At 61.2% G+C, this 15,489-nt stretch carries 11 protein-coding genes and 1 pseudogene; 8 read left to right on the top strand and 4 right to left on the bottom strand.

Annotated features, from left to right (window positions below; all coding sequences use genetic code 11):
• Nucleotides 1-3 precede the first annotated feature (3 nt).
• From QMK52_RS04480 to QMK52_RS04450, 7 genes and pseudogenes are all read left to right on the top strand, one after another.
• Nucleotides 4-2,307, top strand: coding sequence for a YgiQ family radical SAM protein (locus QMK52_RS04480; protein WP_005784258.1), 2,304 nt, complete (start codon nt 4-6; stop codon nt 2,305-2,307).
• Between the two features lie 199 nt (nt 2,308-2,506).
• The gene (locus tag QMK52_RS04475) at nt 2,507-3,427 is read left to right on the top strand and encodes a hypothetical protein (RefSeq protein WP_005784259.1); all 921 of its coding nucleotides are present in this window, start codon (nt 2,507-2,509) and stop codon (nt 3,425-3,427) included.
• Nucleotides 3,424-3,882 (top strand): hypothetical protein, encoded by a 459-nt coding sequence (locus tag QMK52_RS04470; RefSeq protein ID WP_005784261.1) that lies wholly within the window; start codon nt 3,424-3,426, stop codon nt 3,880-3,882. The genes QMK52_RS04475 and QMK52_RS04470 overlap by 4 nt, the downstream gene beginning before the upstream one ends.
• A pseudogene (locus QMK52_RS04465) lies at nt 3,879-4,137 on the top strand (hypothetical protein). The gene QMK52_RS04470 and the pseudogene QMK52_RS04465 overlap by 4 nt, the downstream one beginning before the upstream one ends.
• Before the next feature lie 187 nt (nt 4,138-4,324).
• Nucleotides 4,325-7,615 carry a DUF2126 domain-containing protein gene (locus QMK52_RS04460; protein WP_194439957.1) on the top strand — a complete coding sequence of 1,097 codons (3,291 nt, stop codon included), beginning with the start codon at nt 4,325-4,327 and terminating at the stop codon, nt 7,613-7,615.
• A 158-nt stretch (nt 7,616-7,773) separates the two neighbouring features.
• Nucleotides 7,774-10,260 carry a circularly permuted type 2 ATP-grasp protein gene (locus tag QMK52_RS04455; RefSeq protein WP_005784267.1) on the top strand — a complete coding sequence of 829 codons (2,487 nt, stop codon included), beginning with the start codon at nt 7,774-7,776 and terminating at the stop codon, nt 10,258-10,260.
• Complete coding sequence (locus QMK52_RS04450; RefSeq protein WP_005784269.1) at nt 10,260-11,150, top strand: transglutaminase family protein; 891 nt, start codon at nt 10,260-10,262, stop codon at nt 11,148-11,150. Before QMK52_RS04455 ends, QMK52_RS04450 begins: the two co-directional genes overlap by 1 nt.
• A gap of 46 nt (nt 11,151-11,196) precedes the next feature.
• Here QMK52_RS04450 and QMK52_RS04445 read toward each other — a convergent pair whose 3' ends face one another.
• Complete coding sequence (locus QMK52_RS04445; RefSeq protein WP_005784271.1) at nt 11,197-11,379, bottom strand: hypothetical protein; 183 nt, start codon at nt 11,377-11,379, stop codon at nt 11,197-11,199.
• A 332-nt stretch (nt 11,380-11,711) separates the two neighbouring features.
• Here QMK52_RS04445 and azu point away from each other — a divergent pair, with 332 nt between their 5' ends.
• Nucleotides 11,712-12,158 (top strand): azurin, encoded by a 447-nt coding sequence (azu, locus tag QMK52_RS04440; protein WP_003188091.1) that lies wholly within the window; start codon nt 11,712-11,714, stop codon nt 12,156-12,158.
• A 109-nt stretch (nt 12,159-12,267) separates the two neighbouring features.
• Here azu and nadE read toward each other — a convergent pair whose 3' ends face one another.
• The 3 genes from nadE to QMK52_RS04425 all read right to left on the bottom strand — a co-directional run bounded on the left by nadE (nt 12,268) and on the right by QMK52_RS04425 (nt 15,411).
• Nucleotides 12,268-13,095 (bottom strand): ammonia-dependent NAD(+) synthetase, encoded by an 828-nt coding sequence (gene nadE / locus QMK52_RS04435; RefSeq protein ID WP_320403850.1) that lies wholly within the window; start codon nt 13,093-13,095, stop codon nt 12,268-12,270.
• Nucleotides 13,096-13,098: 3 nt separating this feature from the next.
• Nucleotides 13,099-14,313 (bottom strand): nicotinate phosphoribosyltransferase, encoded by a 1,215-nt coding sequence (gene pncB, locus QMK52_RS04430; RefSeq protein WP_005784275.1) that lies wholly within the window; start codon nt 14,311-14,313, stop codon nt 13,099-13,101.
• 207 nt (nt 14,314-14,520) lie between these two features.
• The gene (locus QMK52_RS04425; protein WP_005784277.1) at nt 14,521-15,411 is read right to left on the bottom strand and encodes a LysR family transcriptional regulator; all 891 of its coding nucleotides are present in this window, start codon (nt 15,409-15,411) and stop codon (nt 14,521-14,523) included.
• Nucleotides 15,412-15,489 lie beyond the last annotated feature (78 nt).

Here is a 15,489-nt window from a genome sequence, read left to right as displayed (position 1 = left end):
GTCATGCAAACAGCCAAGCCGTTATTTGACTATCCCAAGTACTGGGCCGAATGTTTCGGTCCTGCGCCATTCCTGCCGATGAGCAGGGAGGAGATGGATCAGCTTGGCTGGGATTCCTGCGACATCATCATCGTCACCGGAGATGCGTATGTGGATCACCCATCGTTCGGCATGGCGATCATCGGCCGGCTGCTGGAGTCCCAGGGCTTTCGCGTCGGGATCATTGCCCAGCCGAACTGGCAGTCCAAAGACGACTTCATGAAGCTCGGCGAACCGAACCTGTTCTTCGGCGTCGCGGCCGGCAACATGGACTCGATGATCAACCGCTACACCGCCGACAAGAAAATCCGCTCCGACGACGCCTACACCCCAGGCGGCATGGCCGGCAAACGCCCGGACCGCGCCAGCCTGGTGTACAGCCAGCGCTGCAAGGAAGCCTACAAGAACGTGCCGATCGTGCTTGGCGGCATCGAAGCCTCCCTGCGCCGTATCGCCCACTACGACTACTGGCAGGACCGGGTGCGCAACTCGATCCTGATCGACGCCACCGCCGATATCCTGCTGTACGGCAACGCCGAGCGCGCCATTGTCGAAGTCGCCCAGCGCCTGTCGTGGGGCCACAAGATCGAAGACATCACCGACGTGCGCGGCACCGCGTTCATTCGCCGTGACACACCCGCGGGCTGGTACGAAGTGGACTCCACGCGTATCGACCGCCCGGGCAAGGTCGACAAGATCATCAACCCGTACGTCAACACCCAGGACACCCAGGCCTGCGCCATCGAGCAAGAGAAAGGGCCGGTGGATGACCCGGAAGAAGCCAAGGTCGTGCAGATCCTGGCCAGCCCGCGCATGACCCGCGACAAGACTGTGATCCGCCTGCCGTCGGTGGAAAAAGTCCGCGGTGACGCGGTGCTCTACGCCCACGCCAACCGCGTGCTGCACCTGGAAACCAACCCGGGCAACGCCCGCGCCCTGGTGCAGAAACATGGTGACGTGGACGTTTGGTTCAACCCGCCGCCCATCCCCATGACCACCGAAGAAATGGACTACGTGTTCGGTATGCCTTATGCCCGCGTACCGCACCCTGCGTATGGCAACGAGAAAATCCCGGCCTACGACATGATCCGCTTCTCGGTAAACATCATGCGTGGCTGCTTCGGCGGCTGCACCTTCTGCTCGATCACCGAGCACGAAGGCCGCATCATCCAGAACCGTTCCGAAGAGTCGATCATTCGCGAAATCGAAGAGATCCGCGACAAGGTGCCGGGCTTTACCGGGGTGATCTCCGACCTCGGCGGGCCGACCGCGAACATGTACCGCATTGCCTGCAAGAGCCCGGAAATCGAATCCGCGTGCCGCAAGCCGTCGTGCGTGTTCCCTGGCATCTGCCCGAACCTGAATACCGACCACTCCTCCTTGATCCAGCTGTACCGCAGCGCCCGTGCATTGCCGGGGGTGAAGAAGATTTTGATTGCTTCCGGCCTGCGCTACGACCTGGCCGTCGAGTCGCCTGAGTACGTGAAAGAGCTGGTGACCCATCACGTGGGTGGCTACCTGAAGATCGCCCCGGAACACACCGAGGAAGGTCCGCTCAACCAGATGATGAAACCGGGCATCGGCAGCTATGACAAGTTCAAGCGCATGTTCGAGAAGTACACCAAGGAAGCGGGCAAGGAGCAGTACCTGATCCCGTACTTCATCGCCGCCCACCCGGGCACCACCGATGAAGACATGATGAACCTGGCCCTGTGGCTCAAGGGCAACGGCTTCCGTGCCGATCAGGTGCAGGCGTTCTACCCGTCGCCGATGGCCACCGCCACCGCGATGTACCACTCGGGCAAGAACCCGCTGCGCAAGGTCACCTACAAGAGCGACGCGGTGACCATCGTCAAGAGCGAAGAACAGCGCCGTCTGCACAAGGCGTTCCTGCGCTATCACGACCCCAAAGGCTGGCCAATGTTGCGTGAAGCACTGACGCGCATGGGCCGCGCCGACCTGATCGGACCGGGTAAAGACCAGTTGATCCCGCTGCACCAGCCGGCCACCGACAGCTACCAGAGCGCCCGTCGCAAGAACTCGACGCCGGCCGGCAGCCACAAGGTCGCCAAGGAAACCACCACCAGGATCCTCACCCAGCACACCGGCCTGCCGCCCCGTGGCAGCGACGGCAGCAACCCGTGGGACAAGCGTGAGCAAGCCAAGGCGGCTGCTCAGGCGCGTAACAAGCAGGCCGCCAAAGAGCGTGCCGATGCGGCCAAGGGCAAGGGCGGCAAGCCTGCGCGCAAGCCGGTAGTGCCGCGTTGATCATCGCTTGAATATGCAGAACGCCAGCCTCGTGCTGGCGTTTTGCTTTCTGGTCGAGGGGGAGCCTGTTTGGTAAGGTGGCGTCCATTAGATTGCTATCGCAGGCAAGCCAGCTCCCACACTTGGAATGCATTCCCCAGTGGGAGCTTGCCTGCTATGAGGCCGGTCTGGGCACTATCAATTTCAAGGAAGAACACTTATGGGCAACCCCTTGCTCAACATTGGCATGGACTCCAACCGCTCCCAGTTCATGGCGCGCCAGCGCATTGAGAGCCAGATCAACCTGCCGCGCCTGTTTGCGGCCATCGACGCCGATCCTGGTATCGTTGGCGCAGGCGTCGTATACATCGACGCCGACTTCAACGTCATTACCCTGCGCGAATTCAAGCCCATCTGCAGCATCAAGCCCAAGCGCATCATTTTGCGTGAAGCGCAGAAGTACATTGCGCCAACGCAGTTTGCTCAACATGTCGTGAGCAATCCTCGAGAATCGCGACTGATTGGCGAAGCCGTGAATACCGGAGTCTCCTGCTTTGGGGCTGTCATCAGTTGGGCTGCGATCGCCAGTGGAACAATTCTGGTGCCTTTCAGTGCCGGCGCCAGTTCCGTCATCGTTGTGGTGGGGTATGCGGCTGCCGGCGCAAGTTCGCTTCAGTGTTTCAACGGCATTGCCCGGACAGCGCTGGAGGTCGCCAAGCCTGAGGTAAAGGATTGGCTCGACAGTGAGGGCTGGTACCAGAATGCTTCCATTGTGCTGGACGCAGTATCCCTGGCAGGCGTGGGCGCCTCGGCCCTGACGACGGTCAAGCTGGTTAGGGCCGCCACTGCATCGACGGGCAAGAGCCTGCGTGAAGTGCTTCGCGGTTTGAATCGCCAGGAAAGAGCCAAGCTGACGAAAGAGCTACTCAGCATCAACCATCCCAGCTTGACTGCGAAGATGCTCAAATTGAAGCAGGCGTCGGGTGAGCTCACCAAGCGTTTCACCCCTACGCAGCTCAAGCACAGCACCACTACCCAGATCAAAGACGTCCTGGGCGCAAGCATAGGGTTTGGCGGGAGTGCGTACTCCGGAAACGTCAATACCATAGCGATAGGGTTGTACGAGGAAATAAACGAATGAACGAGTTAATGACGCTACGCGACTTTTTCAGGCAATACTTTCTGACGTTTATGGGCGGCGTATTTGCTGCGTGTTTTTCTTTGGCATTGGCTGTGGCGCTGACGTTCGTCACCTATTTTCGTGATGTGCCGCTGGCTCAAGTGGGGCTCAAGATCATGTTGGTCGGGGCGCTGCTCATTCTGTTGACGGTCCATAGCAACTTTATGATGTTGCGGGGCCGACCCTCCTGGGTGTGGGTAATGGTCGGTATCTACGTCGCCTGTCTACTGTTTGTCGTTCCGATGGTTCAATTCCGGCCTCACAAAGTTCTTTATGGGTTGGCGCTGTTATTCCCATTGCTCGGATTATTGACACTCAATAGCAAGGTTCAACGAGAGATGCGCACGAAACTCGTGGAAATCCGTCGCATTCGGCAGTCTGTCAAATCAACCGTCAGATCGAGTAGTCGCATGTGAAGGAGCCGCCTTCGATAAACAGATTCCTGGCGCGTCATTTCCCCGTATTCATGGGGACGATTTTCATGGCGATCTTCTCCGGCTCAGCTGTGGTTTCCATGGCTGGCGTGACCTGTTTGCGCGGTGTTGATTGTACTCTTTCCGCTGTTGGGGTTACTGCTGCTCAACAGCAAACGCCACCGCGAAATGCGCAAAAAACTGTCCGAGATACGCCATCTGCGCCAAGCCGCAATCGCAAAGCGCAAAGCCCGTTGATTGAGTAGATTCACCACCCATCCTCACACTGGCGCCACAAATGTGTGCAGCCCTTGCACCGTGGCACGTACGTTGGCGCCGTTTTGGTGCTGTACTGCACCGGGTCATACGATAAAGCGCAATGACGGCCGCTCTGGCATAAGTCTTGCGCGCTTTGTGTTCATGCCCTGGCTCGCAGGAGGCCGCCGTGTCGATTCATGTCGCGTTGCACCACGTTACGCATTACCGCTACGACCGTGCTGTTGAACTCGGCCCACAGATCGTTCGGCTACGCCCGGCGGCCCATAGCCGTACGCGGATTTTGTCCTACGCGCTGAAAGTGCTGCCGGAGCAGCATTTCATCAACTGGCAGCAAGACCCTCAGGGTAATTACCTGGCGCGCCTGGTATTCCCGGAAAAGACTGACGAGTTGCGCGTCGAAGTCGACTTAGTCGCCGAGATGGCGGTGTTCAATCCGTTCGATTTTTTCCTGGAGCCCTACGCCGAAAAAATCCCGTTCAGCTACGCCGCCGATGAGCAGCGCGAGCTGGCGCCGTACCTGGAAACCTTGCCGCTGACGCCAAGGTTTGCCGCCTACCTGGCCGGTATTGACCGCACACCCTTGCCCGCGGTGGATTTCCTGGTTGGGCTGAACCAACGCCTGGCCGCCGATATCGGCTACCTGATCCGCATGGAACCGGGCGTGCAAACCCCGGAGTTCACCCTGGAAAACGCGTCCGGCTCCTGCCGCGACTCGGCCTGGCTGTTGGTGCAATTGCTGCGCAACCTCGGCTTGGCGGCGCGATTTGTCTCTGGTTATCTGATTCAGCTCACCGCTGACGTCAAAGCCCTCGACGGCCCCTCCGGTACCGAGGTGGACTTCACCGACCTGCACGCCTGGTGCGAAGTGTATTTGCCCGGCGCTGGCTGGATTGGCCTGGATGCCACGTCCGGGTTGTTCGCCGGTGAAGGGCATATCCCCTTGGCCTGTAGTCCCGACCCATCCTCCGCTGCACCGATCAGTGGGTTGGTGGAACCGTGCGAATGCGAATTCACCCACGAGATGTCGGTGGAGCGCATCTGGGAAGCGCCACGGGTGACCAAGCCCTACACCGAAGAACAATGGCTGGCGATCCAGGCCCTGGGCCGGCAGATCGATGGCGATCTGCTCAAGGACGACGTACGCCTGACCATGGGCGGCGAGCCGACCTTCGTTTCTATCGACGACCCCGACGGCGCCGAGTGGAACACCGCAGCCCTGGGGCCGGACAAGCGTCGCCTGTCGGCCGAGCTGTTCCAGCGCCTGCGCCAGCACTATGCGCCCAAGGGCCTGGTGCATTTCGGCCAAGGCAAGTGGTACCCCGGCGAGCAACTGCCGCGCTGGTCGCTCAATTGCTACTGGCGCCGCGACGGCGTGCCGATCTGGCACAACAGTGCACTGGTCGCCGATGAGCAAGAAGACTACGGCGCCGATGGGGTGATGGCCGGGCGTTTCCTGGCCAGCGTCGCCGAGCGCCTGAAACTGCCGGCGCGCTTTGTGTTCCCTGCGTTCGAGGACAATTTCTACTACCTGTGGCGCGAAGGGGCGCTGCCCCAGAACGTCACCGCCCAAGACCCGCGCCTGAGCGACGACCTGGAGCGTGAGCGCCTGCGCAAAGTGTTCAGCCAGGGCCTGGATAAAGTCATCGGCCAAGTGCTGCCGCTGGCACGGACTGCGGCCAATGACCGCTGGCAGAGTGGGCGTTGGTACCTGCGCGATAACCACTGCCGCCTGGTGCCGGGTGATTCGCCGCTGGGTTACCGGCTGCCGTTGGCTTCCCAGCCCTGGGTGACGGCGGCAGAGTATCCGTTCGTGCACCCGACCGACCCGAACCAGGACCAGCCCGAGCTTCCCACGGCGGAGCAACTGCGCAGCCCTGGCGAGCCGGCCCGGAGTGACGAGCGTGTGCCGCAGGTGGATGAGTCCGCCGACTGGCTGACCCGTACCGCGCTGTGCGCCGAAGCACGGGAAGGGCGCCTGTACCTGTTTATGCCGCCGCTGGAGCGCGTCGAGGATTACCTGGAGCTGGTGACTGCCATTGAGGCCACCGCCCAAGAGCTGCATTGCCCGGTACTGCTGGAGGGCTACGAGCCGCCAGCGGATACGCGCCTGAGCAATTTCCGGGTCACGCCAGATCCTGGTGTCATCGAGGTCAACGTACAGCCGTCCGCCACCTGGGACGAGTTGGTGGAACGCACCGAATTCCTCTACGAAGAGGCCCGGCAAACCCGCCTGACCACCGAGAAGTTCATGATCGATGGGCGCCATACCGGCACCGGTGGCGGTAACCACTTCGTGCTGGGCGGCGCGACGCCCAAGGACTCGCCCTTCCTACGCCGGCCGGACCTGCTGCGCAGCCTGATCAGCTACTGGCACAACCACCCGTCGTTGTCCTATTTGTTCTCCGGCCTGTTTATCGGCCCCACCTCCCAGGCGCCCAGGGTGGATGAGGCGCGCAACGATGCGCTGTATGAACTGGAAATCGCCTTCGCGCAGATGCCGGCACCGGGCGAGGAGTGCCCGCCGTGGTTAGTGGATCGCCTGTTGCGCAACCTGCTGATCGACGTGACGGGTAATACCCATCGCGCCGAATTCTGTATCGACAAACTCTACTCACCGGACGGCGCCACGGGCCGCCTGGGCCTGCTGGAGTTGCGCGCTTTCGAAATGCCACCCCATGCGCGCATGAGCCTGACTCAGCAATTGCTGCTGCGCGCGCTGGTCGCACGGTTCTGGCGCGAACCTTATGCGCCGCCGAAGCTGGCGCGTTGGGGCACTGAGTTGCACGACCGCTTCCTGTTGCCGCACTTTATCGAGCAGGACTTTGCCGACGTGATCGTCGAGCTGAACGCGGCCGGCTACCCGCTGCGTGCCGAATGGTTCGCGCCGCACTTGGAATTCCGCTTCCCCAAGGTGGGCGACTACGCCGTCAGCGGTATCGAACTGGAACTGCGCCAGGCCCTGGAGCCTTGGCATGTGTTGGGCGAGGAGGGCGCGGTAGGCGGCACGGTACGTTATGTGGATTCGTCTCTGGAGCGCCTGCAAGTCAAGTTGACTGGCCTGCCGGCGCAGCGCTATCTGCTGACCTGCAACGGCATACCCGTGCCGCTGCAACCGACCGGTCGGGTGGGAGAGTTTGTTGCCGGTGTGCGTTACCGCGCCTGGCAACCGGCCAACTGCCTGCAACCGACCATTGCAGTCCATGCGCCGTTGGTGTTCGACCTGCTCGACACCTGGATGCAGCGCTCGCTGGGTGGCTGCCAATACCATGTGGCGCATCCGGGCGGGCGCAATTACGACAGCTTGCCGGTGAATGCCAATGAGGCGGAAAGCCGGCGCATGGCGCGGTTTTTCCGCTTGGGGCATAGCCCTGGCAAGCTTGTGGTGCCGACTGTAGTGGTGAACGGTGAATTGCCAATGACCCTGGATTTGCGGCGTTTTACAAAAAATAAGGAATGAACATGATCCAAGTGTGGGAGCTGGCTTGCCTGCGATAGCGGTGGTTCAGTCGATAGTTCTGGTGACTGACACACCGCTATCGCAGGCAAGTCAGCTCCCACATTGGATCGTAGTGAATTTGAGTTAACCTGACTTCCCTTGCCTCTGCCGAGCGTTCCATGTCCGACTTGCTCGACCGTTACCCGCTGACCGCGGGCACCTATCACGAACTGCTGGACGCCGGCGGCGCGGTGCGTGCCCATTGGCAGCGCTTGCTCGACCATCTGCAACGCAGTACGCCCGCACAACTGGCCCAGCGCCAGGCGTTGCTGACGCGGCAGATCCAGGAAAACGGCGTGACCTATAACGTCTACGCCGACCCCAAGGGCGCTGATCGCCCGTGGGAGCTGGACCTGCTGCCCCATGTGCTGGCCGCCGATGAGTGGCAGCAACTGTCGGCCGGCATCGCCCAGCGTGCGCGACTGCTCAATGCGGTGCTGGCCGACCTGTATGGCCCGCAGCGCCTGATCAAGGAAGGCTTGCTGCCGGCCGAACTGGTGTTCGGGCATAACAATTTCCTGTGGCCGTGCCAGGGCATCCAGCCGCCCGACGGTGCGTTCCTGCATCTGTACGCGGTCGACCTGGCGCGCACGCCGGATGGCCGCTGGTGGGTCACCGCCGACCGCACCCAAGCCCCGTCGGGCGCCGGCTACGCCCTGGAAAACCGCACCATCGTGTCTCGCGCCTTCCCGGATCTGTACCGTGATTTGCAGGTGCAGCACCTCACCGGTTTTTTTCGCACCTTGCAGGAAACCCTGGCCCGCCAGGCGCCCGGCGATGACCAGCCGCCACTGATCGTGCTGCTCACGCCGGGGCGTTTCAACGAAAGCTATTTCGAACATCTGTATCTCGCCCGTCAGCTCGGCTACCCACTGGTAGAAGGCGGCGACCTTACCGTGCGCGACAGCACGGTGTTCCTGAAAACCCTCAGCGGTCTGCGCCGGGTCCACGCGATCATGCGCCGCCTGGATGACGATTTCTGCGACCCTCTGGAGCTGCGTACCGACTCGGCCCTGGGCGTGCCCGGCCTGCTTGACGCCGTGCGCCAAGGCAATGTGCTGGTGGCCAATGCCTTGGGCAGCGGCGTGCTGGAGTCGCCGGGCTTGTTGGGGTTCCTGCCGAAGATCAACGAGTTCCTGTTCGGTGAAGCGCTGATCCTGCCGTCGATTGCCACCTGGTGGTGCGGTGAGGCACCGGTGCTGGCCGAGGCACTGGGCAAGCTCCCGGAACTGTTGATCAAGCCGGCGTTTCCTTCGCAAAGTTTCGCCCCGGTGTTCGGTCGTGATTTGAATGAACAACAACGCCAGGCCCTGGCCGAGCGGATGCGCGCGCGGCCTTACGCCTATGTCGCCCAGGAGCTGGCGCAGTTGTCCCAGGCGCCGGTGTGGCATACCGAAGAAGATCATCTGCAACACCGCGCCATCGGGATGCGTGTGTACGCGGTAGCCAGCGATGAGGGGTATCGCGTGCTGCCCGGTGGCCTGACCCGTGTGGCCGCCGACGCCGATGCCGAAGTGGTGTCGATGCAACGCGGCGGTGCGAGCAAGGACACATGGGTGCTCGGCGAGCGCGCCAGCGCTGGTGAACAGTGGCGTGCCCAGCGCGCCATTGGCGTCCATGATCTGGTGCGCCGCGACCCGTATCTGCCGTCGCGGGTGGTGGAAAACCTGTTCTGGTTTGGCCGTTATTGCGAACGCTGCGATGACAGTGCGCGCTGGCTGCGCATTGTGCTGGCGCGTTATGTCGACGGCGACGATCCGTTGGCATTGCAGGCGGCGGTCGAACTTGGAGAAAGCCTGCGCCTGTTGCCGGAGGAGGGCGAGCTACCGGAGCGTCTGCTCGCGGCCTTGCTCGGTGATGACTGGCCCTCAAGCCTGCGCGCCAATTTGCAGCGCTTGCAGTGGGCAGCGTCCCAGGTGCGCGGCAAGCTGTCGCGGGAAAACTGGCAGGCCCTGGTGGAGCTGCAACGCGAAGCCATGGAGCTGGAAAGCCAAGCCCCGGACTTCGGCGAGCTGCTGGATTTTCTCAACCGTTTGGTGATGTCTTTGGCGGCGCTGTCCGGGTTTGCCCTGGATGATATGACCCGCGATGAAGGCTGGCGCTTTTTGATGATGGGCCGGCGCATTGAGCGTCTGCAATTTCTCAGTACCAGCCTGGCAGCGTTTCTGCGCGGTGTGGCGGTGTTCGATCAGGCGGGGCTGGAGTGGTTGCTGGAGCTGGGCAACAGCAGCATCACCTATCGCTCGCGCTACCTGGCGGTGCCGCAGCTGATCCCGGTGCTCGACCTGTTGTTGCTCGATGAGCAGAACCCCCATGCGGTGCTGTTCCAGCTCAAACTGGTGAGCCGCACCGTGCGTCGGCTCAATGATGATTTTGGGGTGCCCAGGGAAACCGGCCTCGCGCCGTTGGTGGAGCGCCTGGGGCGCTTTGACCTGGGGTGCCTTGAAAACCCGTTGTTTGGCGAGCCCAGCGTGCGTGCCGCGCTGGATGGCCTGGCCGACCTGCTGCAAGCGGTCGCCGATGAGAGCGGGCAAGTGTCGGATCGCCTGGCGCTGCGCCATTTTGCCCATGTGGATGATGTCAGCCAGCAAACGGTGTCGGTGTGATGAGTGCGCGCTATCAGATTTTTCACGATACCCATTACCACTACGACAGCCCGGTGTCCCTGGCCCAGCAGCTGGCGCATCTGTGGCCACGGCCGTGTACGTGGCAGCGTTGCACCTGGCAAACCCTGGACATCAGCCCGCCGCCTTCTTCACGCCGCGATGAGCTGGACGTGTTTGGCAACCCGATCACGCGCCTGGCGTTCGAGCGGCCTCATGATGAGCTGCTGGTCAATGCCGGGTTGACCGTGGAAGTGCTGGCGCGACCCGCGCTGGACCTAGGGCAATCGCCGGCGTGGGACCGCACCCGTGACAGTTTTACCTACAGCAGCCAGGCGCTGTCGATGGAGGTGATTGAAGCCTGCCGCTATCGCTTCGAATCGCCGTACGTGCATCTGAAAAAAACCTTCGTCGAGTTCTCTGAAAGCTGCTTCCCGCCTGGCGAGCCGTTGTTGGTCGGCGTGCAGGCGTTGATGCAAAAGATTTTCAGCGAATTCACCTTTGATGCCGAAGCCACTCAGGTCGCCACGCCGCTGGTGGAGGTGCTGGAGCGTCGTCGCGGCGTGTGCCAGGACTTCGCCCACCTGATGCTCGCCTGCCTGCGCTCACGGGGCCTGGCGGCGCGCTACATCAGCGGCTACCTGCTGACCCAGCCACCGCCCGGCCAGCCACGGCTGATCGGCGCCGATGCGTCCCATGCGTGGGTCTCGGTATTCTGCCCGCGGTTGGGCTGGGTGGATTTCGATCCGACCAACAATGTGCAGCCGGCACTGGAGCACATCACCCTGGCCTGGGGCCGGGATTTCTCCGATGTGTCGCCGTTGCGTGGGGTGATTCTGGGGGGAGGGAGCCATGACCCGGAGGTGCGGGTGACGGTGATGCCGCTGGAGTAGCGGTGGGTTGGGGGGAACAGGGAGGGCCTGCTCACCCCAACAAAATTTATTCAGCCGGGTCTTTCGGGGTTTCGGTCTCGTCAGTTGCTGCTTCACCTTCCGCATCCGGGTTCAGCGCGCCGGCTTCTTCGTCTGCAGCGGCTTTCTTGCGTTGCAGCTTTTCCTCTTTCTTCTGTTCCTTTGCCAAGTCTCTCTGACGTTTGGCGAAGGAGTAATTAGGTTTGGCCATGGGCGATCCTCTAGGGTCGAAGGTGAGGGTAGGCGGCGCGTAGCTGCCTTGGGTCGTCATGGTAGCAGCTTCAGGGTGCCCTTTGCTTTCACTTACCGCAGGCGTAGGCGGCCAGCAGGCCGTTGAACAGGTGGTTGAGGTGCATGGCATGAACTCCCGTGAGTGATGGGGCGATCATAGGCAGGGTGCGGCAGTTTGGCTGGTTGATTGTGTTGATCAACCTGATAGCCTAAAGTTGTATACAATCTGTTGATGCAGATCATAAGAAACTAAGCCTGCTTGAGGCACCCTTGTCGCAATACGCGTTTTCTAACCCTGCCCTGGAGATTCACATGTTCGCCAAACTCGTTGCTGTTTCCCTGCTGACTCTGGCTAGCGGCCAGTTGCTTGCTGCAGAGTGCAAGGTCACTGTCGACTCCACCGACCAGATGTCTTTCAATACCAAAGAAATCACCATCGACAAGAGCTGCAAGCAGTTCACCGTTGAGCTGACTCACTCGGGCAACCTGCCCAAGAACGTGATGGGGCATAACTGGGTGCTGACCACTGAAGCCAACATGCAGCCTGTGGCTACTGACGGTATGGCTGCAGGTATCGATAAGGATTATCTGAAAGCCGGTGATGAGCGCATCATCGCCCACACCAAGATCATTGGTGCTGGCGAGAAAGACTCGGTGACCTTCGACGTCTCCAAGCTCAAAGCCGATGAGAAGTACAGCTTCTTCTGCTCGTTCCCTGGCCACATCTCGATGATGAAAGGTGCCGTGGTCCTGAAGTAACACCGCGTTATCGTTCATCGCAGGCAAGCCAGCTCCCACATTCGACCACATTCTCATGTTGGAACTCGGTCAAGTGTGGGAGCTGGCTTGCCTGCGATGGCGGTCTACCTCAAGGCGCAAACGGCATCACCCGCTTGTGCTCAGTCTTGCGATACGTCTCGCAGATAATCCTGAACGCTTCCTCACGCACCGGCTCACCGTGCAGGAACGCATCAATCTCTGCATAGGTCACGCCATGTGACGCCTCGTCCGGCTTGCCCGGCGACAAGTCTTCCAGGTCCGCCGTCGGGATCTTCTCTACCAGTGACTCGGGCGCACCAAAATGCCGCGCAATCGCTCGCACCTGGTTTTTCACCAGCCCGCTCAATGGCGCCAGATCGCAGGCACCATCCCCGAACTTGGTGAAAAAGCCCATCACCGCTTCCGCCGCATGGTCGGTACCGATCACCAGGCCACCGGCCGCGCCGGCGATGGTGTACTGCGCCACCATGCGCATACGCGCCTTGGTGTTGCCCAGTACGAAGTCGCGCGACACCGCCGCCTTGCCTTCAAACGCTGCTACTTCATTGGCCAGGGCTTTGACCGCCGGACCAATGTTGACGGTGTGGCGCTCGTCCGGTTCGATAAAGTCCACCGAAGCCTGGGCTTCGTGTTCGTCGAACTGGGTTTCATAGGGCAGGCGCACGGCGATAAAACGATAAGCCTCATCGCCAGTGCTGGCGCGCAGTTCCTGCACGGCACGTTGGGCCAAAAGGCCTGCGGTCAGGGAGTCGACGCCGCCGCTGATGCCCAGCACCAGGGCCTTGAGCCCGGAATTGCGCAGGCAGTCCTGGATAAAGGCTACGCGCCTGGCGACTTCTGCCTCCAGTGCGGCCTGGTCTTTGAACGGCGCTTGCACCTTGAGCTGCTGCGCAATCTCACGCTGTACGGCTTGCATGCTTCACTCCTTGCTGGATAGGGCAGGTACTTTGAAAACGTGACGCAAATAGGCGACAAAATTGGGGTCGGTGCAATGGGTCTTGCCCGCTTCATCGGAAATCTTGGCGACGGGCTGGCCATTGCAGGCGGTCATTTTAAGCACGATGCTCATCGGTTCCACCCCCGGAATGTCGCAGGTGAGGTTGGTGCCGATACCAAAGCTCACATTGATCCGACCCCGCAACGCGCGGAATATTTCCAACGCCTTGGGCAGCGTCAGACTGTCGGAGAACACCAGGGTCTTGCTCATCGGCTCGATGCCCAGCTTGTGGTAGTGAGCGATGGCTTTTTCCGCCCACTGAATCGGATCACCGGAGTCGTGGCGCAGGCCGTCGAACAGCTTGGCAAAGTACAAGTCGAAGTCGCCGAGGAAGGCGTCAGTGGTGATGCAATCGGTCAGGGCAATGCCCAGCAGGCCACGGTATTCGCGCACCCAGCAATCCAGGGCGGCGATCTGGCTGTCGATCAGGCGTGGGCCCAGTTGCTGGTGGGCCATGATCCATTCGTGGGCCATGGTGCCCAGCGGCTTCATATCGAACTCGCGAGCCAGGTGCACGTTGCTGGTGCCGACAAAGCGCCCTGGGAAGTCGTGTTTGAGCACGCTGACCACTTCTTCCTGCACGCGGTACGAGAAGCGGCGGCGCGTGCCGAAGTCGGCCACTTGCAGTTCCGAGAGTTCATCGCTGGCGGCATTGGCCGTCAGCCAATCGAACTTGCGATACAGCTGTTCGCGGGCCTGTTCGAGGATCACGGTCTGGTAGCGATAGCGGTTACGCACTTCGCTGACGATGGCCAGCATCGGCACTTCAAACAGGATCACATGCAGCCACGGTCCGCGCAGGCGGATAAACAACTCGCCGTTCTCGATACCGGTCTGCACATAGCGCAGGTTGAAACGGAACAGCCCGAGGAAGCGCAAAAAATCCGGCTTCATAAAGCTGATGCGTTCCAGAAAGCCCAGTTGATCGGGGCTCAGGCTCAATTCGGCGAGGCGTTCGATCTGGTAACGGATCTCCGCCAGGTACGGGCGCAGGTCTTCGCTGTTGCGGCAACGGAACTCCCATTCAACTTCCACATTGGGGTAGTTGTGCAGCACCGCCTGCATCATGGTCAGCTTGTAGAAGTCGGTGTCGAGCAGGTTCTGCACGATGCGATCGGCAAACACACTCTCGCTCATAACGGGAATCTCCAGACGGCTCGGCGATGGGCGCCGGCCTTTACGCACAATTAAGGAAGGGGGCTAGTGGCGCATAGACCTGTGGGGTTTTGCCAGTGATTTTTTCAGTAAGGCCAGAGGCGCCATCGCAGGCAAGCCAGCTCCCACATTTGAAATGCATTCCAAACGGTGGGAGCTGGCTTGCCTGCGATGGCGATTCTCCAGGCGCTAAAGCACCTGCTCCATCATCCACTTCACAAATTCGCGCACCTTCGGCACCTCCGCCGAATGCTCAGGATAAGCCAGGTAATACGCATCCTGGCTCGGCATCGCATGTTGCCAGGGAATCACCAGCTTGCCCTCGGCCAATTCCTCTTCCACCAGAAAGCGCGGCAACAGCGCCACGCCACAACCCACCTGCGCGGCGCGAATGCACATATAGAAGGTGTCGAACCGCGGCCCGTGGTAGCTGTGCTCGGTGTGGAAGCCCTGGCTGGCGAACCAGTCATGCCAGCCCTGGGGCCGCGAGGCGTTTTGCAGCAACACCAGGTCGCTCAGTTGCGTGGGGTCGGTGAAAGGCTGCGCCGGCAGGCTCTCCGGCGCGCATACCGGCACCAGCTCTTCACTGAACAGCTTCAGGCTCTCAGTACCCGGGCGAGCGCCCTGGCCGAAATAGAACGCCATGTCCGCCTTGCCTTGCAGCAGCTCGTCCGGCTGCTGTTCGTTGCACAGGTCCAGGTGGATCTGCGGGTGACGCAGGCGCCAACCCTTGAGGCGCGGCACCAGCCAGCGCGCGCCGAAGGTATAGGGCGTGGACACGCGCAGCACCTCGGTCTCGCCGCCGTAGGAGCGCAGGTAATGGGTAGACATCTCCACCTGTGTGAGGATCTTGCGCACTTCCACCAGGTACAGGTCGCCCGCCGGGGTCATCTGCAAGCGGCGGCGCACTCTGCGAAACAGCAGGTGCTGCAACAACTCTTCCAACTGCGCCACCTGTTTGCTCACGGCGCTTTGTGTGAGGTTCAGCTCTTCGGCGGCGCGGGTGAAGCTCAGGTGGCGGGTGGCGGCTTCGAAGCACTGCAGGGCGGTGATCGACGGCAAATGTCTTTTGTTCAGCACGGCTTGCCTCTTTTTATTCTTTGCATGAATAAACGGAATGATATCTCGCCTAATCGTCGTTTGTTGGCAAGTCTTGGG

Source organism: Pseudomonas sp. P9_2 (assembly GCF_034008255.1).
Classification (GTDB): Bacteria; Pseudomonadota; Gammaproteobacteria; order Pseudomonadales; family Pseudomonadaceae; genus Aquipseudomonas; species Aquipseudomonas synxantha_A.
Note: the sequence above shows the minus strand (reverse complement) of the source record. Positions and strands in the feature narration are given on the sequence as shown.